This window comes from Albidovulum sediminis (assembly GCF_025380365.1).
Classification (GTDB): Bacteria; Pseudomonadota; Alphaproteobacteria; order Rhodobacterales; family Rhodobacteraceae; genus Albidovulum; species Albidovulum sediminis.
On record NZ_JAOCQF010000001.1, the window covers coordinates 1781652 to 1802937 of the forward strand.

The following is a 21286-nucleotide window of genomic DNA, read 5'->3' on the forward strand; positions in this document are numbered from 1 at the left end:
CCTCCTGTCCTGGTTGCGTGTTGTTGCGCCCGGATCGCGTGCACCCCGGGCGCGGGTGCATCCTGTCATCCCTTGATCCGCACCCCCTCCGGGTCGTACCAGGGGCGAAACTGCACGGCGACGGGGTGGCGTTGCCAGGCGATCTCCACCTCCCACCGGCCCGAGGCGAGCCAGGCGCCGCTGACGCCCTCCGGGTGGGCGACGTAGCCCATCCCGAGCGAGGCGCCGACCCGGTGGCCATAGGCGCCCGAGGTGACGGAGCCGACGATCTGCCCGTCCCGCAGGATCGGTTCGTTGTGGTAGAGATGCGGCGGGATGCCTTCGCCGGTCAGGCGAAGCTGCACCAAGCGGCGCGTCAGCGGGCCTTCCGCCTTCTGCCGCAGCAGTGCCTCGCGCCCGATGAAGCCGCCGGGCTTGTCCATCGCCACCGCAAAGCCGACACCGGCCTGAAGGGGCGTGTCCTCCTCGCCCATGTCATGGCCCCAGTGGCGGTAGCCCTTTTCCATCCGCATCGCGTTGATCGCGAAGAAGCCGCCCATCCGCAGCCCGAACGGGCCACCTGCCTCCGCCAGCCGGTCAAAGACATGGGTCGCGAATTCGGCGGGCATGAACAGCTCATAGCCCTGTTCGCCGACGAAGGTCAGGCGGCTGGCGCGGACGCGGGCGAAGCCAAGGTCGATCTCCCGGCTGGTGGCAAAGGGGAAGGCTGCGTCGGACAGGTCCGCGGGCGTGAGCGTGGACAGGAGCGCCCGCGCCTTCGGCCCCATCAGGGCGAGCATCGGCAGGCCCGAGGTCACGTCATGGGCAAAGCAATGCGCCCCTTCGGGGATGTGGCGCATCAGCCAGGCGAGGTCGCGGCGCTGCGAGACGGCGATGGTGACGACAAGAAAGGCGGTCTCGGACAGGCGCGTCACGGTGACGTCGGCCTCGATCCCGCCAAGCTCGTTCAGCCACTGCGTGTAGACCACGCGGCCCACCGGAACGTCGATCTGGTTGGCCGAGACGCGGTTGAGGACCGCCAGCGCATCGCGCCCCTCGACGCGGTACTTCACGAAACAGCTCTGGTCGAACAGCGTGACGTTCTCCGCGGTGTTGCGGCATTCCTCGCCGCAGGCGTCGAACCAGCTTTGCCGGCCGTAGGAATAGCCGATCTCCGGCGTCGTGCCGGGGGCGCCGAAGAAGCCGGGGCGTTCCCAGCCCGCGGCCTCGGTCATGGAGGCACCCAGCGCCTTCAGCCGGTCGTGGAACGGGCTGAGGCGGATGTCGCGGGCGGTGGCGAACTGGCGATAGGGCCAGTGCATGTCGAAGAGAAGGCCGAGCGTTTCGGTCGTGCGCTCCTCCAGATAGGCGCGGTTGCCCTGAAAGGACTGCATCCGCCGCACGTCCACATCCATCAGCTCGACCGGCGGGCGGCGGTCGCGGATCCAGTCCGCCAGCGCCTTGCCCACCCCGCCCGAAGACAGGATGCCGATGGAGTTGAAGCCGGTGGCGCAGAAAAGCCCCGGCACCTCGGGCGTTTCGCCCAGAAGGTAGCGGTCGTCGGGGGTGAAGCTTTCCGGGCCGTTGAAGAAAAGCTGGATGCCGGTGCGCTCAAGCACCGGCACGCGGCGTGTCGCCGCCTCGAGCAGCGGGGCGATGTGGTCGACATCCTCGGGCAGTGTCCCGAAGGCGAAATCCTCGGGGATGCCCTGCTGGCCCCACGGCTTCGCGTTCGGCTCGAAGAAGCCGACCAGGAGCTTGCCCGCGTCTTCCTTGTAATAGGTCCATTCGTCGCCGAGAAACAGCACCGGCAGATCGCGGGGCAGGCCCTCGACAGGTTCGGTGACGATGTAGAAATGTTCGGCGGCATGGAGCGGCAGGGTCACGCCGATCGCTGCGGCCAGGTCGCGCGACCACATGCCGCCGCAGATGACGACCGTGCTGGCGCGGATCGGCCCCTTGTCCGTCATCACCCCGGCGGCCTTGCCGTTTTCCACCAGGATGCGCGTGACCGCCGTATGCTCCAGGATCCGCGCGCCGCGCATCCGCGCGCCCTTGGCGTAGGCCTGCGTCACGTCGGCGGGGTTGACCTGCCCGTCCTGCGGGAACCAGAAGCCGCCGACGATCCCCTCGGTGCTGATCGGCGCCCAGCGTTCCTTGATCTCGCCGGGCGTGACCGGCTCGACCGGGAGGCCGAAGGTCCGGCCCATCGAGGCGCCGCGCGCCAGTTCCTCGTAGCGCGCGGGCGTGTTGGCGACACGCAGCGAACCGCGCCGCTTGAACCCGGTTGCCTGCCCGGTCTCCTCCTCCAGCGTGCCGAAAAGTTCGCCCGTATACTGCGCAAGCTCGGTCATGCGGCGGGTGGCGCGCAACTGCGTCACGAGCCCTGCCGCGTGCCAGGTCGTGCCGGAGGTCAGTTGCTGGCGCTCGCAGAGCACCACGTCGGTGATGCCGATCTTCGTCAGGTGATAGGCGACCGAACAACCGGCGACGCCGCCGCCGATGATGACGACCTCGGCACGATCGGGGAAATCTGCGGCCATCGCTGCCCCCTGCCCTCAGCGCGTGCCCGGATAGCTTTCCGCGCGCGGATAGGGGAACCACCAGAAGTCCTGCGTGCTGGCGCCGGGGTCGATCATCACGAACTTGGTGTTCTGGAACTGGTTCAGCCCCTCGGGGCCAAGCTGGCGGCCGTTGCCCGAAAGCTTGCGCCCGCCGAAGGGCAGCGCGTCGTTGTCCAGGAGCGGCGCGTTGATCCAGAGGATGCCCGACTGGATCTCGCGCACGGCGCGGAAGGTCTCGTCGGTGTCGCGGGTGTAGAGGTTGGCGCCAAGGCCGTAGTCGGAGCGGTTGGCCAGTTCGATCGCCTCGTCGAAGCTTTGCACCCGGCAGATCGGGGCGACCGGGCCGAAGGATTCGTTGCGCAGGATGTCCATGTCCGGCGTGACCTCTGTCAGCACCGCCGGTTCGACGAACCAGCCGGAGTTCAGGTCTGCGGGGCGTCCGCCGCCGGTCGCGACCTTTGCGCCCTGGCGGCGGGCATCCGACATCATCGCCTCGAACCGCTCGCGCTGGCGCCGCGTGGCCATCGGCCCCATGTCGACCTCGTGCAGGCCGTTGCCGATACGCAGTTTCCGCGCCTCCTCCACCAGCAGGCGGACGAAATCGTCGTGGATCGCGTCGTGGACGTAGAAGCGTTCCGCCGAGGTGCAGACCTGCCCGCAGTTCAGATAGGCCGCAAAGGCCGCGCCGCGCGCCGCGATGTCGAGCGGGGCCGAGGGCATGACGATGAAGGGGTCGTTGCCCGAGGCCTCGATCAGGCAGGGCTTGAATGTTTCGGCACAGGTGCGCGCGACGGCCTGCCCCACCGCGACCGAGCCGGTGTAGGCCACGCCATGCGTCTTGCGGCTGGCGATCAGGCGCTGGGCCACGCGCGGGCCGCCGGTCAGGCATTGCATCAGCCCGTCGGGCAGACCCCGGAACACCTCCATGAACTTCAGCGTGGTGATGCTGGTCTGTTCATGCGGCTTGACGATGACCGCGTTGCCGGCGGCCAGCGCGGCGGCGGCTTCCCAGCACAAGAGGACGAGCGGGTAGTTGAACGGCAGGATGATGACGACGGTCCCGAGCGGTTCCTTGACGGCAAAGTGGAACTGCCCCGGAACGGTCGTGCCGGCGATGCGGCCGGCCTCGTGCCGGGCAATCTCGGCGTAGTAGTCCATCGCGGTGGCGCACCACGACACCTCGTCGAGCGCTTCCTTGAAGGGCTTGCCCTCCTCGCGCGTCAGATACTCGGCATAAAGCGCCTTGTCGCGGCGCATTACCGCCGCGATCTCGTGCATCACCACGGCGCGCGAGCGCATGTCGATGGCGTTCCAGGCCCTGCCCGCGCCCAGCGCCACGTCCATCGCCTCGTCCACCTCGGCGTCGGTGGCGTCGGCGATCTGGCCGATACGGTCCTCGGTCGCGGGTTCGACCACGTCGAGATGGTCGGAGGCTTCGCTGCGGCGGTAGGCGCCGCCCACGAAAAGCTTGCCTGACAGGGCGGCGAAGGTTTCAATGGCGTTCATCGGCGGCGTCCCGTCTGTTTGAAATTTTATGAACTCTGTCACTAAAAATTTTACATTACAACAGATTTGTTGTCTCTTGGGTGCAGGCTGCCGGGCGGTTGACGCGATCCGGGGTTGCATGCATATCGCAAGGCGGTCGGCGGAATGGCGGAGAGCGGCGGGCGATGAACGAGCAAGGGCAGGCTTCCAGGCGGACAAGGACCGTGTCGCGGTCCAGCAAGGAAGCGTCCGAGCTTGACATCGGCGCCCGGCTTCGCGCGGTGCGCGAGAGGGCGGGGCTGAGCCAGCGCGACCTGGCCAAGCGGGCCGGGGTGACCAATTCCACGATCTCTCTGATCGAGCAGGAGGCGCATGCCCCTTCGCTCGCCTCGCTGCACAGGATCCTGTCTGCGGTGCCGATTTCGATCGCGGATTTCTTCGCCCTGCCCTCGTCGCAGCAGAACGTGCTGTTCTATGACAGCGACGGCCTCGCTGTCCTGACGCGGGGCGAAGCGGACCTGCGGGTGCTGGCGGCGGAGCGCGGCGACAAGACGCTGCAGATGTTCATCGAACGCTACCAGCCCGGCGCGGGAACGGGGGACGATCCGATCTCGCACGACGGGGAGACGGCGGCGGTGATCCTGCGCGGCACGGTCGAGGTGACGGTGGGCGATGTCACCCGGGTGCTGCGGCGGGGCGGTGGTTTCCAGCTGATCGGGCGCCAACCCTACACGCTGCGCAATATCGGCAAGACCGTGGCCGTGGTCGCCTGCGCCTGCACGCCGCCGATGTTCTGAAACCCTGGGGCGGCCCTCGGCGCAGGGGTGGTGCGGGCGCCTCTGGCGCCGCGCCGGACGATCTCAGATCAGTTTCGCGTCCCGTGCGCGGCGCAGCGCCTCTTCGGGCGTCGCCGCGAAGAGAACCGTGCAGAGGTCCCGGATCCGCGCCCGCGCCGCCGCCTCGGAGATGCCGAGCTCACGCGCAAGCCGGTCCGCGCCGCCGCCCGCGGCCAGCACCCCGAGCGCGGCAGTCAGCGGCGCGTCCAGCGCCTTCGGCGGCTCGGTCAGGGCGTGCAGGCGCAGCACGATCTCGCGCGCCTGGGCAATTTCCTCCTGCGTGGGCTCACGGTCCTGCCGGCAGATCGAACAGAGCGTCAGCGCGGTCCGCGGCCCGTGCGCGATCGAGGCGCCGTAGGTCAGACCGTGGCGCGCGGCATCGCGCAGGACGCCGAAGGGGTCGGGCAGGAAGGGCGAACTCCAGCGGATGGTGCCACCGATGGTCAGCGCCCAGGTCGTCACCGGGTCACGCATCATGTAGCCGTTTTCCATGTAGGTATCGAGCCAGTCCTGCGGGAAGGTCTTGAACACCATGAGCGGCGAGGCGCCGCGCACCCGAAGTGCCAGGAAATAGCCCGCAGGTGCAAGTTCGCCCAGTTTGGCAACCTCGCTGTCGATGCTTTCGATCGTGTTCACCATCGCCTCCGCCCGCCAACCGCCCGCAAATCGCCCACCCCCGCGAGGGCGGCGCCGGGCAACCTGCCGCCACCGTGAAAGCTCTACCCCCGAAACCCGCGGCGGTCCATGTTTCCGATCCCGGATCTGCGCGGCCCTTGTCCGGGGTTGGCGGGCGCCGTCAGAGCCCGATGGCGGCCAGGCGGTCCGCGGCAAGGGTTTCCCAGCGGGCCAGCAGGTCCTCGTTCGGGCAATGGCGCAGGCCAAGCGCGCGCAGCGCCGCGAACCGGGTCGAGCCGGCCAGCCCGAAGGTGGCCGCGACCCGCGGCCGCCAGTAGGCAAGCGCCGCCTGCGCCGCGTCACGTCCCGCGCCGGTCGCCACGATGCGCTCCAGCCCCTCCAGCCCCAGTTCGGCATGGCGCGCCTCGCGCGGGGCGATGTCGCGGAACACATCGGCGAGGGGGCCATAGGAAACGCGGGTCAGTTCGGTCATCTGGACGCCTGTCGCGATGCCCTGCAGCACGTTCATCACCACCGCGTCCACCCAGCCGGCGATCGGGTAGTGGAAGACCGAAAGCCGCATGTCCCCCGCCAGCCGGCTGCTGCCGAGGTCGGTGTCGCGGGCGACCCGCGCCGCCCAGTCGTGCTGGGACTGGTAGCGGAGGGCATCGGTTCCGAAGGTTTCCATCACCGCAAGGACACGCCCGGCATGGTCGGCCTTTTCCAGCGTGATACGGCTGGCCGCGATGCGTTCCTTGATGCCCGGCGCGAGGTTGATGGCATCGGCAAAGCCCGCAGAGGCCGCAAGTTCGCTGTCGACGAAGGTCGCCATCATCTGCATCAGCATGGCGCGGTAGCGGGCCGGGGCGTTTTCGGGCGCGGTCAGGACGCCGCCGCGGGCAAGGTATTCCTCGACGTTCATGGCTGCGGTCACGGTGCCCTCATTCGTCATAGGTGACAACGACACGGTCGCCAAGCGGGACCGCCTGGCACGACAGGACATAGCCCGCGCGCACCTCGTAATCCTCGAGCGCGTGGTTGACACGCATCTCCGCCTCGCCCTGCAGTACCTTGCAGCGGCAGGTGGAACAGACCCCGGCCCTGCAGGAATAGGGTGCGTCCATCTCTGCCGCGAGCGCGGCCTCGAGGATGGTCTGACCCTTCCCCGACATCGCGACGCTGCGGGTGGTGCCGTCCAGCGTGACGGTCGCCAGGATGCCGGTTCCCGGCGCCACCGGCACGGACGCGGCGGGGCGCGGCCGCGTGTGGCCGGGCTGGCCGGTCGCGAACAGCTCGAACCTGATCTGGGCGTCGCTCAGCCCGTGCGCGCGCAGGCTTGCCGCGATGTCGAGCATCATCGGCTCCGGCCCGCAGATGAAGGCGGTGTCGACGGTCGAGGCGTCGATCCAGCCGGACAGCAGCGCCTCGACCTTCGCCGCGTCGATGCGCCCGGTGAACAGGTCGATCTCCTGCGCCTCGTGCTTGAGGATGTGGATCACGGACAGGCGGCCCAGGTGCTGGTTCTTCAGATCCTCCAACTCCTCGCGGAACATGATCGAGCTGATCTGGCGGTTGGCATAGACCAGCGTGAAGCGCGACTTCGGCTCCCGCACGAGGACGGTGCGGATGATCGACAGGACCGGCGTGATGCCCGACCCTGCCGCGAAGGCCAGGTAGTGCCGCGCCGCGCCGGGGTCGACCGGCGCGTGAAAGCGGCCCGTCGGCGGCATCGCCTCGAGCACGTCGCCCGGCGCCAGCGCCTCGTTCGCCCAGGTCGAGAAGGCCCCGCCCTCGACCCGCTTGATGCCGACCCTGAGCACGCCGTCGTCCCGGCCCGAGCAGATCGAGTAGGAGCGGCGCAGTTCCTCGCCCCCGAAGATGCGGCGGAAGGTCAGGTACTGACCTTGGGTGAAGTCGAAAAGCGCGCGGTCCTCGTCGCCGGGCGCAAGCGTCACCACCACGGCATCGCGCGTCTCGCGGCGGACATCGGTCACTTTCAGCGGATGGAAGCGGGCCATGCGGGTGTCGTTCCTCAGATGCATTTGAAGTAATCGAAGGGTTCCAGGCAGTCGGTGCAGCGCCAGCTGGCCTTGCAGGGGGTGGAGCCGAACTGGCTGATCCGCTCGGTGCGGGTCGAGCCGCAACGCGGGCAGGCGACGGCGAGGTTGCCGCCGCCTGCCAGGCGCGCGATGCGCCCGGCGATCCGTCCGTCGGCGGCGGTGCCGTCGACGGGGGGCGCGATGCCGTAGCGGCGCAGCTTCTCGCGCCCTTCCCGCGTCAGCCAGTCGGTCGTCCAGGGCGGCGCGAGGCGGCGTTCGAGGCGGAGCCGTTCGACCCCCTTCGCGCGCAGCGCAGCCTCGATGTCAAGCGCGATCACCGACGTCGCCGGGCAGCCCGAATAGGTGGGCGTCACCGTCACCACCAGCGTCTCCCCCTGCCATTCCACCTCGCGGACGATGCCAAGGTCGGTGACGCTGATCACCGGGATCTCCGGGTCCGGCACCTCGGCCAGCCAGCGCCAGACCTCGGCCAGGTCGGGATGCGATCCTGCCGGCAAGGCAGTCACCAGACCGCCCCGGGATAGGCGCGCTGCAGGAACTGCATCTCGGCGAGGATATAGCCGAGGTGTTCGGAGTGGACGCCGCGCCGGCCGCCGCCCGCGCCGGACACGCCGTGCTGCCAGACCTCGCCCGGATGGTCGAGCGTCGCCGCCGCCAGCACCTCGGCCACCGTCGCCGCCCAGGCGGGCTTCAGGCCGGACGGCAGCGGCGCGATACCGGCAGCTGCCATGGCGCGATCCACCGCATCGTCCGCGAACATCTCTCCGGTATAGGGCCAGAGCGCCCTGAGCGCGGCGGCCATGCGGTCGTGGCTTTCCGTGCTGCCGTCGCCCAGCGCGATCACGAGGTCGGCGGAGCGTTCGAGGTGATAGGCGACCTCCTTCCCGGCCTTCGCCGCGATCGCGGCCACGCGCGGATCGGCGGAGCCTTCCAGCGCGCGCAGCATCTCGAAGTGGAAGGCGTCGAACAGGAACTGCCGCATCAGGGTATGGCCGAAGTCGCCGTTCGGGCGTTCGACCAGCAGCAGGTTCCGGAACTGCGCCGCATCGCGCAGATAGGCAAGGTCGTCGGCGCTGCGCCCCCTGCCCTCGACCTCGCCGGCGAGGGAAAGCCAGAACTGGCACTGCCCGATCAGGTCCAGTGCCTGGTTGGCCAGCGCGATATCCTCTTCCAGCACCGGGGCATGGCCGCACCATTCCGAGACGCGGTGGCCCAGCACCAGGCAGCTGTCGCCCATCCGGCAGAGCCAGTCGAAGAACGCGGCCCGGTCGACCGCTGTCGCCGCCTCGGCCATCACATGTGCCCCACTTCGTCTGGGATGTCGAAGAAGGTCGGATGCCGGTAGACCTTGCTGTTCGAGGGCTCGAACAGCGGCCCCTTGTCGGAGGGGCTGGAGGCGGTGATGTCGTTCGACCGCACCACCCAGATCGAGACGCCTTCGTTGCGGCGGGTGTAGACGTCGCGGGCGTGGCGGATGGCCAGTTCGGCGTCGGGCGCGTGCAGGCTGCCGACGTGGCGATGGTTCAGGCCATGCTGGCCGCGGATGAAGACTTCCCAAAGGGGCCATTCGCTCGACATCGGTTCCTCCCGGTTGTGGGTGCGGGGAGGCGGGCCGCCGGCCCGCCGCCATCATCAGGCAGCCGTCATTCGGCCGCGGTTCGCTCGGCGCGGCGGGACTCGGCCTTCCTCGCGTGCGCCATCAGCCCCTCACGGAACCAGGCGCCATCCTCCCAGGCCTTGACCCGGGCGCCCAGCCGTTCCTCGTTGCAGGGGCCATTGCCGCTGATGACCTCGAAGAACTCCGACCAGTCGGGTTCGGAGAAGTCGTAGCCGCCCTTGTCCGCGTTCCATTTCAGGTCCGGATCGGGGATGGTCAGGCCCAGGTATTCCGCCTGCGGCACGGTCTGGTCGACGAACTTCTGGCGAAGCTCGTCGTTGGTGTTGATCTTGATCTTCCACTGCATCGACTGCGCGGAATGGACCGAGTCCTTGTCGGACGGGCCGAACATCATCAGCGAGGGGTACCAGAAGCGGTTCAGCGCGTCCTGCGCCATGTCCTTCTGCGCCTGCGTGCCCTGAAGGCACATCTTCATCAGGATGTCGTAGCCCTGCCGCTGGTGGAAGCTCTCCTCCTTGCAGATGCGGATCATGGCGCGGCTGTAGGGTCCGTAGGAGGTCTTTTGCAGCTGCACCTGGTTCATGATCGCGGCGCCGTCGACCAGCCAGCCGACCGCGCCAATGTCGGCCCAGTTGAGCGTCGGGTAGTTGAAGATCGAGGAATATTTCATCCGGCCCGAATGCAGCAGCGCCAGAAGCTCGTCGCGGCTGACGCCCAGCGTCTCGGCGGCGGAGTAGAGGTAAAGCCCGTGCCCGGCCTCGTCCTGCACCTTGGCGAGCAGGATCTGCTTGCGTTCCAGCGTGGGCGCGCGGGTGATCCAGTTGCCCTCGGGCAGTTGGCCGACGATCTCGGAATGGGCGTGCTGGCCGATCTGGCGGATCAGCGTCTTGCGGTAGCCTTCGGGCATCCATTCCTTCGGCTCGATCTTCTCGCCACGGTCGATGCGGTCCTGAAACGCGCGTTCCTCGGGTGTCATCTCCTCGCGCGGGCGGGCGCCTTCGGCCTTGACCATCTGGGCATACACGGCGTCGTTCCTCCCTGTTCGGACGCTGCGAAGATCGCCGGAGTCCGGATCCGGCCCGGCGATTCCCAAGTTCGCCGACCGATTGGTCGATATATACGACAGAAAGCGTCACAGAGATAGTCACTTTCTTCGCTTTGGCGTGATGCATCTCACCCCCGCCCCACCGGAGGCGTGGACGGCGTCAGGCCATCCCGGCCAGGCGCGCCGCGCTTTCGGCGGTCCGGGCGGGTAGCGGGCCGGCCTCGCCCAGCAGGCGGGCGGCGATGTGGCGCTCGGCGCCCGGTGTCAGCCGCAGATAAAGACGGCGGAACAGGGCGCGGGCCTCCTGCCCCTTCCAGCCGCGGGGCAGTGCTGCCGGCGGCAGGCGGGGGTCGCGCAGGAGGACATGCCGGTAGGCGTGCACCAGCAGAAGCCGCGCCACCAGCGCATCGGCATCGACGTCCGCGTTCGCATCGGCCAGGGGCCGGGCCGGCAGGGCCGTGTCCAGCGGCAGGAACCGCGACAGCATCGCCTCATACCCCTGCTGCAGGCTCGACAGGTCCCAGAACTGCGCCAGCGGCGCGGGGTCGTCCGGTGCCGCGGCGTGCAGCAGGATCGCCCCGGGCGGCGGCGGCTGGCCACGGTCCGGCCGCAGGAACACCGACCCGCCCATATGCCCCATGCGGAGCCTGCGGCCCTCGTCCGGGGTCAGGCCGGGGATGTGGAGCACCTGCCATCCGCGCACCGGCAGGTCCGACCCGTAAAGAAGCGCCGCCGCCTGGTCGAAGACCGCCCTGGCCGAGGCGTCAAGCCGGTAGTAGCTGCGCCGCCCGACCCGCTCTCCCTGCAACTGATGCGCCGCCACCAGCCGGGACACCGCCGTCCGCACGAGTGATTCATTGATGCCAACGCGGGCGCAAAGCTCGATCAGCGTGCCGGTCCACAGCACCCCGCCGCGCGGCACGACGATGTCGCCATAGACCGTGACGATGAAGGCCGCCGCGTTCAGCCGCATGTCGCGGGAAATGGCGGCGATCCAGTCCGGCTTCGACATCAGTTCGGTCCTTTGGCGCGTCGTGAGGGGATCAGGGCGAGCTGATCGCCAGGAATGCGGCCCCGCCGCGGTCGGCCCGGATACGCGGAAAAGGGCCCGCAAGGGCCCTTCCCGGTCTTCCCCGGACCGCGCGCCGGTGCAGCGGCGGGCTTACTGGCCGAGCTTCTTGATCCGGCCCTCGACCGCCGCCTTGGCGCCGCCCTGGGCCTCGATATAGGCCATCACGTCGTTGGCCACGAGCTTGCCCTCGCTCACGTTGGTCAGGATGCGCCCGCCGCCAAGGGCGGCATAGCCATCGCCGCCACCGAGCACATAATCGTTGGTCGCCAGCGTGTAGAGCTTGTCCATCTCGAGCGGCGCGCCCGCCACGGTGACCGACGACACGCGGCTGCCCGGTTCGGCCGAGGGGTCGTAGACCACCTCCATCCCCGAAACGTGCGGGAAGCGGCCGGCGCCCTTCTCCACCTGGCTGAAGCCGTTTTCCAGGGCGGCCAGGATCTGCGAGCCCGGCAATTCGGTCACCTGGGTGACGTTGCCGAACGGCAGTTCCGTCAGGATGTCGCGGCGCGTCAGCATCGTGCCCGCGTCATAGGTCCGGTCGGCCCGGATGCCGCCGCCGTTCATGATCGCAAGATCTGCCCCCACCGCGGCCCGCATCGCGTCGGCGATCAGGTTGCCCATGGCCGATTCCTCGCCCCGCACCACGTTGCGGCGGCTGTCGAGCGGCCCTTCGGTCGCGCCGATTTCCACGTTCAGTGCCGCGTCGAGATCGGCGGTCAGCTTGTCGACGATCGCCTGCGTCTCGGGGTCGGGCTCCACCGTCGCGGTATCGATGAAGCGGAAGTTCGGCGTCCACTTCACCGTCTTCTTGCCGTCCTTCTCGCCGATCTCCACCGTCAGGTCGAGCGGCGCGACGATGCGCGCGTCAACCGAGGTGTCGATATAGGCGGTGATGCCGTCATAGGAGGTCGCATAGAAGTGGTCGTCCCCCGACAGGATCACGTCGAAGGCCTTGGAGGTGACCAGCTTGCGGTCGTTGTTGAGGTCGGTCTGCACCACGCCGATCACCAGATCCGCGCCCCCCTCGCGCGCGGCGCGGGCCGCATCGACCGCGGTTTCCACCGTCGGCAGGAACTTCAGGTCGCCGGTCGAAGAGACCTCGGGCGAGGTGTCCTGCGCCACCGGGATGAGCGCGATGTTGAGCCCGGCGATCTCCTTCATCGTGACCCCGCCCAGCCCCTCGATGGGCGTGCCGTCGGCATTGGTCACGTTGATCGCAGCCCAGGGGTAGTTCGACGCCTTCATCTTCTCGATGAAGTTCTCCGGCCCGAAGTCGAACTCGTGGTTGCCCGGAACCGCAAGGTCGAAGGGGACGACGGCCGTCAGGTCGATCGTGTTCTGACCCTTGTCGAAGCCGGAAATCAGCGAGGGCGACAGCATGTCGCCATCGAAGAGGTAAAGCGTGTTCGGGTTGGCCGCCCGCTCGGCCTTGACGATGGCGTTGAGACGCGCGAAGCCGCCCCGGGTGCCGTCGCCGTCATAGTCGTAGATGTCGCCGATGCCGATGATGGTCAGCTTCACGGTTTCCGCCGCGGCGCTCCCCGCGGACATCGCTGCAAGGGCGGCCGCCCCGACGAGCGTTGCGATTCCCTGTCTCTTGATCTGCATGTGGCACACTCCCGGTCTGACGATACGGGCGGGACTCTGCGCCGACACCCCGCTGGTGTCAAAGCCCTTTCGGCCACCAAGACACAGCTCGCGCGACGCGGCAGGCATTGACCCTGCCCCCGCCACAAGGCATGTCTTTGCCATGCTGATCCTGAAGATCTTCCGCCGCCACGAATGGGATGCCTTCCGCAGGGCGGGGGAAACCGTCGGCGCGCCGGTCGATCTCGCCGACGGATTCATCCACTTCTCGACCTCGGCGCAGGTGGCCGAGACGGCCGCGAAGCACTTCGCCCGCGAAAGCGACCTTGTGCTCGTCGCGGTCGAGGCCGACCGTCTCGGGCCGATGCTGAAATGGGAGCCCTCGCGCGGGGGCGCGCTGTTTCCCCACCTCTACCGCCCGCTCCGGCTGGACGAGGTGGTGTGGGACAAGTCGCTGCCGCTCGGCAAGACCGGCCACATCTTCCCGGAGGGAGTGCCGTGAATCCGCTGGAATGCGCGGGGCTCGCCGCGCTCCACCGGCTCGACCCGGAACGGGCGCACGGGCTGGCGATCCGCGCGCTGTCGCTCGGCCTTGTCCCCCTCGCCGGCACCGTCACCTCGCCCCGCCTCGCCACCCGCCTCCCGGGCCTTTCGCTGCCCAACCCTGTGGGCCTCGCCGCCGGCTTCGACAAGAACGCGACGGCCGCCGGTCCGCTCACCCGCGCGGGCTTCGGATTTGTCGAGGTCGGCGCCGCGACCCCCCGCCCGCAGCCCGGCAACCCGAGGCCGCGGCTCTTCCGCCTGACCGCGGACCGTGCCGTCATCAACCGCTTCGGCTTCAACAACGACGGCGCGGCCGCCATCGCCGCCCGCCTCGCGCGGCTGGACCGGCGCGGCGTGCCCCTCGGCATCAACCTCGGCGCCAACAAGGACAGCGCCGACCGCGCGGCCGATTTCGCCACCGTGCTTGCCGCCATCGGCCCGCATGTCGATTTCGCCACCGTCAACGTCTCCTCCCCCAACACCGAACGGCTGCGCGACCTGCAGGGGAAGGATGCGCTCTCCGCGCTGCTCACCGGCGTGCTGGCCACCCGCGACGGCCTCGCGCGGCGGATCCCCCTCTTCCTCAAGATCGCGCCCGACCTCACCGAGGCCGAACTTGCCGACGTGGCCGAGGCGGCGATGGCCGCGGGCATCGACGGGATCATCGCCACCAACACCACGCTCTCGCGCAAGGGGCTGACAAGCCCCCAGGCGAACGAGGCCGGCGGCCTGTCCGGCGCGCCGCTCTTCGAAAGATCGACCCGCGTCCTCGCGCGCCTGTCGATCCTGACCGGGGGCCGGCTGCCGCTGATCGGCGTCGGCGGCATCGCCTCGGCCGAGGACGCGCGGCAGAAGATCCTCGCCGGCGCCTCGGCGGTGCAGCTTTACTCCGCCCTCGTCTACGGCGGGTTGTCGCTGGCCGCGCGCATCGCCCGAGACCTCGACGCGATGCTCGCCCGCGACGGCATCGCCAATATCGCCGACCTCATCGGCCAGGGACGGGACCGATGGCTGAAACCGTGATCTGGCACAACCCGCGCTGCTCCAAATCGCGCGAGACGCTGCGGCTGCTGACGGATCGCGGCCTTGCGCCCGTGGTGCGTCTCTACCTCCAGGACCCGCCCGACGCGGACACGCTCGCCGCGGCCCTCGCCGCCCTCGGCCGTCCGGCCGCCGACCTCGTCCGCTGGGGCGAGCCTGCGGCGCGCGACCTCGGCCTGACCCGGTCAACGCCGGCGGCGGCCCTTGTCGCCGCGATGGCCGCGCACCCCGCCCTCATCGAGCGTCCCCTCGTCCTGCACCGCGGCAAGGCCGCGATCGGCCGCCCGCCGACGGCCGTCCTTTCCCTCTTCTGACCTTTCATTCTGGCTTAAATACTCCGGGGTCCGGGGCAGCGCCCCGGCCCTCAGGCCGCCGCCCGCTCGACCCGCCCGTAGACCGCTCCCAGCGTCACCGCCCGCGTCACGTTCATGACCATGAGCGCGGCCCAGAGCCCGTGGTTGCCGAAGCCCCACAGCGCCACCACGGCCACGGCGTAGACCAGGACCGAGATCGCCGCCGAATTGCGCATCTCGCGCGACCGGGTGGCGCCGATGAAGATGCCGTCGAACATCCAGCTGGCAATACCGATGACCGGTGCTGCGGCCGCCCAGGCCAGGTAGGCCCGCGCCTCGGTCCGGACGCCGGGTTCGGTCGTCATCAGGTCGATGATGGCAGGCCCCGCGGACCAGAAGAACAGCCCCAGCGCCAGCGCCCCGGCCACGCCCCACTGGCTGGTCACGACCGAGGCGCGGCGCACGCCCGGCGCCGAGCGCGCGCCCACCGCCTGCCCCACCAGCGATTCGGCGGCGAAGGCAAACCCGTCGAGCCCGTAGGCGGTGATCTCGAGAAACTGGAGCAGCACCTGGTTGGCGGCCAGCGTCACGTCGCCCTGCCCCGCCGACAGGAAGATGAAGCCGGTGAAGGCGCCCTGCAGCAGGATCGAGCGCAGCATGATGTCGCCGTTCACCTGCATCATCCGCCGCACCCGCACCCGGTCGAAGACGCGCGCCCAGTCGCACCACTGCCCGCCCGCGAAGGCACCGCGGCAGAGCCAGAGGCCCAGTCCCAGCCCCGACCATTCCGCGATGAGCGAAGCGGCGGCCACCCCCTCGATCCCCCAGCCGAGGCCCAGCACGAACCAGAGGTCGAGCGCGACGTTCACCCCGTTGATCCAGAGTTGCAGGACCAGGACCGCCCGCGTCCGCTCGACCGCGATGAGCCAGCCGGTAACGGCGTAAAGCGCGATGGTCGCCGGCGCCCCCCAGACCCGGATCGACAGGTACAGGTCCGCCAGCCCCTCGACCTCGCCCGAGGCGGGGGCGAGCGCGAAGGCAGCCGCGAAGAGAAGCGGGTGGGTCAGGACGAAGACCACCCCCGCCGCCAGCCCGATCAGAAGCGCGCGCATCAGGATCGCGCCGGTCTCAGCCGGGTCCTTCGCGCCGTGGGACTGCGCCACAAGGCCCGATGTGCCCATCCGGAGAAAGCCGAAGATCCAGTAGATCGCCGCCAGGATCACCGCGCCGACCCCAACCGCGCCGATCGGTGCGGCCTGCCCCATCTGGCCGACCACGCCGGTATCGACCGCCCCGATCAGGGGCACGGTCGCGTTCGACAGGACGATCGGCAGCGCGATCTTCAGGACCCGGCGGTGGGTGATCTCATCCATCGCGGCCCGACATCAGGAAATGACCCGTCGCCTGCGCGAAAAGACGCGCGCGGTTGTCCTGCCAGGCCTCGACATGCACACTGGCGTAGCGCCGGCCGGAGCGGTTGACCCGCGCCCGTGCATAGGCGTCGCGCGGCAGGCCCGAGCGCAGGTAGTCCACGGTGAAGTCGATCGTCTTCGGCAGCCGCGGCAGACGCCCCTCGCCCAGCGCCGCGGCGTCGAGCCGCCCGCTTTCCATCTCTTCCCAGATCATCGACCAGGCAAGCTCGATGATCGCCGTCACCTCAAGGAACGCGGCCGTCACCCCGCCGTGCAACGCGGGCAGGAACGGGTTGCCGATCAGCCGGTCGTCGAAGGGCAGGATCGCGGTCAGCTCGTCGCCGCGGCGATCGAACTCGATCCCGAGGAACTGGATATAGGGCACGCCGTGTACCAGCGCCTTCAGCGCCGCGTCGCGCCGCTGCTTGACCACCTGCACGGGTTCGGGGCGCTGCCGGGTCATGCGGATTTTTCCCGCTCGACCGTGAAGGCGCCCGTCGCCGTGGCCACCGGGCGGTCCGGATCCTCGTCATGCGCGGTGGCGCGGACGAAGGCGACCGAACGGGTGACGTTGTAGCATTCCGCCCGCGCGGTGATCCGCTGGCCGGGCGTCGCCGGGCGCATGTAGTCGATCCTGAGATCGAGCGTCGCGGTCGAGGACACGCCCGGATGGCTCATCACCGCGGCCCCGCCGCAGGTGTCCATCAGGGCAGAAACCGCGCCGCCGTGGATCACGCCGGTTTCCGGGTCGCCGACGAAGCGCAGGTCGTAGTCCATCGCGATCACCGCTTGGCCCGCGCCGATCTCCTCCAGCTTCATGCCGAGCGCCCGCGCATGCGGGATCGCCTCGATGAACTGCCGCGCCATCTGCCGTTTCCGGTCGTTCACCCCAGCCGTCCCCCAGCCCGCGTGGAAGCCCGCGCCCTCGCCCCTGCACCATCCGTGCGCGGGCCTGTGGGCAGGCCTGTGCCGGGGGCGATAAAAGGCGCTTGCGAAACCGGCCGCAAGTGCTATCTTCCGCAAATGAGAATTATTCGCAAGTGAGGTCATGCACAGCACCGCCCCCTCCGCCGCCCCGGCCATCGCCATCCCCGCCACTCCCCTGGTGTTCCGGCCCCGGCGTCTTGTCTTCGCGGCCCTGCTTGTCGCGCTCGCCGCGGCGCCGGGGGAGCTTGGCAACCTGACCCGCGGCCTGATGCACGATGCCTTCGTGCAGGTCTCCGTGTTCGTCGCGGCGACGCTCCTGATCTTCTACGGGCTCGAGCGGCTGTTCCGCTTCGATCTCGGCCACGCGATGGGGCGGTCGCGTGCGTTCCAGGTTCCGATCGCCGCCTTTCTGGGCGCCACGCCCGGCTGCGGCGGCGCGGTCGTCGTGGTGGCGGCCTATGCCTCGGGCAAGGTCAGCTTCGGCGCGGTCGTGGCCACGCTGACCGCGACGATGGGCGATGCGGCCTTCCTGCTGATCGCGACAAGGCCGGATGCCGCAGCGGTGCTGCTGCCGATGCAGTTCGCGGTAGGCATCGCGACCGGCTGGCTGATCGACCGCTTCGTCACCACCGACTACCGACCCAAGGGCGGCAGTTGCGAGATCGTGCCTGCGATCGGGCGGCTGCGCCCGCGCGATCTGGCCTACCTGCTGCCGGTCATCCCCGGCCTCGTGGTCGGCGCGGCCCAGATCGGCGCGGTGCAGATCGAAACCATCCTTGGCGTGCCGGTGGCCTGGATCGGCCTTGCCGGTGCCATGGCTGGGCTTGCGATCTGGGCGGTCTCGCCGGTAACCGCGATGACCAACCCGGCCGATCACCCGGTCACGCGCATGGCCGAGGAGACCGCCTTCATCTCGGTCTGGGTGATCGTCGCCTACCTCGCCTACGACTATGCCGCCCTCTATCTCGGGCTCGACATCAGGGCGATGTTCGCGGCCATCGCGCCGGTCCTGCCGCTGATCGCTGCCGCCATCGGTTTCGTGCCTGGCTGCGGGCCGCAGGTCCTTGTGGCCACGCTTTACGTCAACGGCGCGATCCCGTTCTCGGCGCTCGCCGCGAACGCGATCTCCAACGACGGCGACGCGCTCTTCCCGGCCATCGCGCTGGCTCCGCGCGCGGCCATCATGGCGACCGCCTTCTCGACCGTGCCGGCCCTTGTCGTGGCCTACGCGCTCTACTTCTTCGCGCCGGGATTCCTGAACTGAGTTGTGCGTCCGCGGCCAAGGCATTAGGCTTCGCGCGGAGGTTGCCGATGTCTGAGCCGCGACTGTCCTTCAAGGAGATGTGCGCGCGTTTCGACGTGACGCCGCGGACCTTGCGTTACTACGAATACATCGAGCTTCTGGCCCCCGAGAAGGAGGGGCGCGCCCGCTTCTACGGCGCGCGGGAGATCGCCCGCATGACGCTTATCCTGCGGGGCCGCCGCTTCGGCTTCAGCCTTGAGGAAATCCGCCAGTGGCTGGAAATCTACCAGCAGAAGGGCACGCGCGAGCAGAACGAGATCTGGGTCGAGATGGCCGATCGGCAACTGGGCGTGCTGACGCGGCAGCAGGCCGATCTCGCCGCGACGATCGCCGACCTCAAGGCGCTCCGCGACCAGGTTGCCGAACAGCTCTGATCCCGCCACCCGACCCGGCCACCCGCCCCCGCCACACGGACGCCAACGGTAACGAAGTTGCGTCTTGCCCGTGAAGGGTTTCCTGACGTTTCGTCACGCAATGTCTGACGTGACGTCACGGATGACCTTTACGTAAACCTTGCTTGTATGGTCGTCGGAAGCCGCCCCATCTCCTCGGTCATGACGCCATGCACACCGCCTTGAGGATCCTGATGACCGACGACCTGATGACCATCCGCCAGATGTGCGACACCTTCGAGGTGACGCCGCGCACGCTGCGGTTCTACGAAGCCAAGGAACTGCTGTTTCCGATCCGCGACGGGCAGAAGCGGCTTTTCACCCGGCGCGACCGCGCCCGGCTCAAGCTGATCCTGCGCGGCAAGCGCTTCGGCTTCAGCCTTGAGGAAATCCGCCAGCTTCTCAACCTCTACCACGCCGGCGACGGGCAGCGCAGGCAGCTGACGCGGACGATCGAACTGGCCCGGCAGCACCTCGACGGCATGCATCGCCAGCGCGCGGAGATGGAGACGGCCATCGGCGAATTGCGCGACCAGATCGACTGGGCGGAGCGGATACTGAAGGGCAAGTCGGCACAGGACGCCGCCTGAGCAGGAAGGGAAGACCATGACGAGTTACCGGGCACCGACGCAGGACATGCAGTTCGTCCTGCACGAGGTTCTGAACGTTACCGAAAGCGACACGCCCGGTTACGCCGATCTCGACCGCGACTTCACCGCCGCCATCCTCGACGAGGCGGGCAAGATCGCGCGCGACGTCCTTGCCCCGCTGAACGCCTCGGGCGATGTCGAGGGGTGCCGCCTGGAAAACGGCGTGGTCTACACTCCGAAGGGCTTTCGCGAGGCGTTCGCGGCGCTGAAGGCCGGCGGCTGGCCCGCGATCGACTGCGACCCGGAATACGGCGGCCAGGGCTTGCCCTACATCATGAGTTGCGCGACGGGCGAGATGTTCGTTTCCGCCAACATGGCCTTCAACATGTATCAGGGCCTGACGCATGGCGCCTATTCGGCCATCCACGCCCACGGCACGGCGGAACAGAAGGCGACCTACCTGCCGAAGATGGTCAGCTGCGACTGGACCGGCACGATGAACCTGACCGAGCCGCATTGCGGCACCGACCTTGGCATGATGCGCACCAAGGCCGAACCGCAGGCGGACGGCAGCTACCGCCTCACCGGACAGAAGATCTTCATCTCGGCAGGCGATCACGACCTGGCCGAGAACGTCATCCACCTTGTGCTGGCGAAAGCCCCCGGCGGCGGCGAGGGGACGAAGGGGATCAGCCTGTTTATCGTGCCGAAGTTCCTGGTGAACGCCGACGGATCGCTCGGACCGCGCAACGCCGTCTCGGTCGGCAAGGTCGAGGAGAAGATGGGCATCCACGGCAACGCCACCTGCGTGATGAACTACGACGGGGCGACCGGCTGGCTCCTGGGCGATCTGCACAAGGGCATGCGCGCCATGTTCACGATGATGAACGAGGCGCGGCTGTCGGTCGGCCTGCAGGGCTACGCGGTCGCCGAGGCCGCCTACCAGAACGCGCTGGCCTACGCGAAGGACCGCCTTCAGGGCCGCGCCGTGACCGGGGCGGAGAACCCTGACGGCCCCGCCGACCCGCTGATCGTCCACCCCGACGTGCGCCGCAACCTGATGTCGCAAAGGGCCTTCGTCGAGGGTGCCAGGATGCTCACCTTCTGGGGCGCATCGCTGGTCGATCAGGCGAAGCTTGGCGGCGACAATGCCGCCGACGGCCTGATCTCGCTGCTCACGCCGGTGATCAAGGGGTTCCTGACCGACAAGGGGTTCGAGGCATCGGTGAACGCGCAGCAGGTCTTCGGCGGCCACGGCTATATCGAGGAACAGGGCATGTCGCAATTCGCCCGCGACGCCCGCATCACCATGATCTACGAGGGCGCGAACGGGGTGCAGGCGCTCGACCTCGTCGGCCGCAAGCTCGCGGCCGAGGGCGGTAAGCCGATCCTCGCCTTCTTCGAGATGGTGAAGGGGTTCATCCGCGACAGCGAGGGCGCGGGCGATGCGGACCTGAAGGCACAGTTCCTCGAACCGCTCAAGGCGGCCTCCAAGGACCTGCAGGCGGCGGGCATGTACTTCATGGCCGAAGGCGCGAAGAACCCCAACGCGGCGCTGGCCGGGTCCTACGACTTCATGCATCTCTTCGGTCATGTCTGCCTCGGCCTGATGTGGGCCCGGGCGGCCCGCGCGGCACAGGCGGCGCTTGCGGCCGGAACGGGGGATGCCGAGTTCTACCGGGCCAAGCTGGCGACGGGCCGCTACTACATGGCGCGCGAACTGCCCGCGACCGCGCTGCACCTGCAGCGCATCCGCACGGGTGCCGAACCGGTCATGTCGTCCGAGGTCGCATGGCTCTGACGATGCCCCTGGCGCGGAAAGCCACGCAGGGCGCTGCCATTCGGGGCCGAAGCAGGCTAGCAATTCCTTCTCCAGGTTTGCGAAGATACTCCACGATGGCGACGGGGAGCGAACCCCCCGCCG

The 21286-nt window shown here is 69.0% G+C and carries 22 protein-coding genes; 8 read left to right on the forward strand and 14 right to left on the reverse strand.

What is annotated here, in order from left to right; genetic code table 11:
* Positions 1–65: 65 nt before the first annotated feature.
* Complete coding sequence (locus N5I32_RS08790) at positions 66–2522, reverse strand: GcvT family protein (protein WP_261495023.1); 2457 nt, start codon at positions 2520–2522, stop codon at positions 66–68.
* Positions 2523–2537: 15 nt separating this feature from the next.
* The gene (locus N5I32_RS08795) at positions 2538–4049 is read right to left on the reverse strand and encodes an aldehyde dehydrogenase family protein (RefSeq protein ID WP_261495024.1); all 1512 of its coding nucleotides are present in this window, start codon (positions 4047–4049) and stop codon (positions 2538–2540) included.
* Positions 4050–4252: 203 nt separating this feature from the next.
* Between N5I32_RS08795 and N5I32_RS08800 the strand changes: the two genes are divergently transcribed.
* Positions 4253–4825: a helix-turn-helix domain-containing protein gene (locus tag N5I32_RS08800; RefSeq protein WP_261495025.1), complete on the forward strand. Its 573-nt coding sequence runs from the start codon at positions 4253–4255 to the stop codon at positions 4823–4825.
* Positions 4826–4888: 63 nt separating this feature from the next.
* Here the strand turns inward: N5I32_RS08800 and N5I32_RS08805 are convergent, their stop codons facing one another.
* The 9 genes from N5I32_RS08805 to N5I32_RS08845 form a co-directional block, all read right to left on the reverse strand.
* On the reverse strand, positions 4889–5500 hold the full coding sequence (locus tag N5I32_RS08805; RefSeq protein WP_261495026.1) for an autoinducer binding domain-containing protein: 612 nt from the start codon (positions 5498–5500) through the stop codon (positions 4889–4891).
* 160 nt (positions 5501–5660) lie between these two features.
* On the reverse strand, positions 5661–6413 hold the full coding sequence (locus N5I32_RS08810; protein ID WP_261495027.1) for a Phenylacetic acid catabolic protein: 753 nt from the start codon (positions 6411–6413) through the stop codon (positions 5661–5663).
* A gap of 7 nt (positions 6414–6420) precedes the next feature.
* Complete coding sequence (gene paaE / locus N5I32_RS08815; RefSeq protein ID WP_261495028.1) at positions 6421–7497, reverse strand: 1,2-phenylacetyl-CoA epoxidase subunit PaaE; 1077 nt, start codon at positions 7495–7497, stop codon at positions 6421–6423.
* Between the two features lie 14 nt (positions 7498–7511).
* On the reverse strand, positions 7512–8045 hold the full coding sequence (gene paaD / locus N5I32_RS08820; RefSeq protein WP_261495029.1) for a 1,2-phenylacetyl-CoA epoxidase subunit PaaD: 534 nt from the start codon (positions 8043–8045) through the stop codon (positions 7512–7514).
* Positions 8042–8833, reverse strand: coding sequence for a 1,2-phenylacetyl-CoA epoxidase subunit PaaC (paaC, locus tag N5I32_RS08825; RefSeq protein ID WP_261495030.1), 792 nt, complete (start codon positions 8831–8833; stop codon positions 8042–8044). Before paaC ends, paaD begins: the two co-directional genes overlap by 4 nt.
* The gene (gene paaB / locus N5I32_RS08830) at positions 8833–9117 is read right to left on the reverse strand and encodes a 1,2-phenylacetyl-CoA epoxidase subunit PaaB (protein WP_261495031.1); all 285 of its coding nucleotides are present in this window, start codon (positions 9115–9117) and stop codon (positions 8833–8835) included. The genes paaC and paaB overlap by 1 nt, the downstream gene beginning before the upstream one ends.
* A 65-nt stretch (positions 9118–9182) precedes the next feature.
* Complete coding sequence (gene paaA / locus N5I32_RS08835; RefSeq protein ID WP_261495032.1) at positions 9183–10181, reverse strand: 1,2-phenylacetyl-CoA epoxidase subunit PaaA; 999 nt, start codon at positions 10179–10181, stop codon at positions 9183–9185.
* A gap of 181 nt (positions 10182–10362) precedes the next feature.
* Positions 10363–11214, reverse strand: a complete 852-nt coding sequence (locus tag N5I32_RS08840; RefSeq protein ID WP_261495033.1) for a PaaX family transcriptional regulator C-terminal domain-containing protein — start codon at positions 11212–11214, stop codon at positions 10363–10365.
* Positions 11215–11364: 150 nt separating this feature from the next.
* The gene (locus tag N5I32_RS08845) at positions 11365–12882 is read right to left on the reverse strand and encodes a bifunctional metallophosphatase/5'-nucleotidase (protein WP_261495034.1); all 1518 of its coding nucleotides are present in this window, start codon (positions 12880–12882) and stop codon (positions 11365–11367) included.
* A 142-nt stretch (positions 12883–13024) separates the two neighbouring features.
* Here N5I32_RS08845 and N5I32_RS08850 point away from each other — a divergent pair, with 142 nt between their 5' ends.
* The 3 genes from N5I32_RS08850 to arsC are packed head-to-tail and all read left to right on the forward strand — an operon-like array spanning position 13025 to position 14759.
* Entirely contained in the window at positions 13025–13363 is a 339-nt protein-coding gene (locus N5I32_RS08850) for a DUF952 domain-containing protein (protein WP_261495035.1), read from the forward strand.
* On the forward strand, positions 13360–14427 hold the full coding sequence (locus N5I32_RS08855; RefSeq protein WP_261495036.1) for a quinone-dependent dihydroorotate dehydrogenase: 1068 nt from the start codon (positions 13360–13362) through the stop codon (positions 14425–14427). The genes N5I32_RS08850 and N5I32_RS08855 overlap by 4 nt, the downstream gene beginning before the upstream one ends.
* Complete coding sequence (arsC, locus tag N5I32_RS08860) at positions 14412–14759, forward strand: arsenate reductase (glutaredoxin) (protein ID WP_261495037.1); 348 nt, start codon at positions 14412–14414, stop codon at positions 14757–14759. The genes N5I32_RS08855 and arsC overlap by 16 nt, the downstream gene beginning before the upstream one ends.
* Before the next feature lie 50 nt (positions 14760–14809).
* Here the strand turns inward: arsC and N5I32_RS08865 are convergent, their stop codons facing one another.
* From N5I32_RS08865 to N5I32_RS08875, 3 genes are read right to left on the reverse strand one after another with little or no spacing between them, the layout of a single operon-like run.
* Positions 14810–16111, reverse strand: coding sequence for an MATE family efflux transporter (locus tag N5I32_RS08865; protein ID WP_261495038.1), 1302 nt, complete (start codon positions 16109–16111; stop codon positions 14810–14812).
* Positions 16104–16613, reverse strand: coding sequence for a PaaI family thioesterase (locus tag N5I32_RS08870; protein WP_261495039.1), 510 nt, complete (start codon positions 16611–16613; stop codon positions 16104–16106). Before N5I32_RS08870 ends, N5I32_RS08865 begins: the two co-directional genes overlap by 8 nt.
* Positions 16610–17017, reverse strand: a complete 408-nt coding sequence (locus N5I32_RS08875) for a PaaI family thioesterase (RefSeq protein ID WP_261495040.1) — start codon at positions 17015–17017, stop codon at positions 16610–16612. The genes N5I32_RS08870 and N5I32_RS08875 overlap by 4 nt, the downstream gene beginning before the upstream one ends.
* Positions 17018–17198: 181 nt before the next feature.
* On the opposite strand from N5I32_RS08875, the gene N5I32_RS08880 reads away from it, so the two are divergent.
* The 4 genes from N5I32_RS08880 (at position 17199) to N5I32_RS08895 (ending at position 21163) form a co-directional block, all read left to right on the forward strand.
* Entirely contained in the window at positions 17199–18341 is a 1143-nt protein-coding gene (locus tag N5I32_RS08880) for a putative manganese transporter (RefSeq protein WP_261495041.1), read from the forward strand.
* 47 nt (positions 18342–18388) lie between these two features.
* On the forward strand, positions 18389–18754 hold the full coding sequence (locus N5I32_RS08885; protein ID WP_261495042.1) for a MerR family transcriptional regulator: 366 nt from the start codon (positions 18389–18391) through the stop codon (positions 18752–18754).
* Positions 18755–18966: 212 nt separating this feature from the next.
* Positions 18967–19362: a MerR family transcriptional regulator gene (locus N5I32_RS08890; RefSeq protein WP_261495043.1), complete on the forward strand. Its 396-nt coding sequence runs from the start codon at positions 18967–18969 to the stop codon at positions 19360–19362.
* Between the two features lie 16 nt (positions 19363–19378).
* Entirely contained in the window at positions 19379–21163 is a 1785-nt protein-coding gene (locus tag N5I32_RS08895; RefSeq protein WP_261495044.1) for an acyl-CoA dehydrogenase C-terminal domain-containing protein, read from the forward strand.
* The last annotated feature ends 123 nt before the right edge of the window (positions 21164–21286 follow it).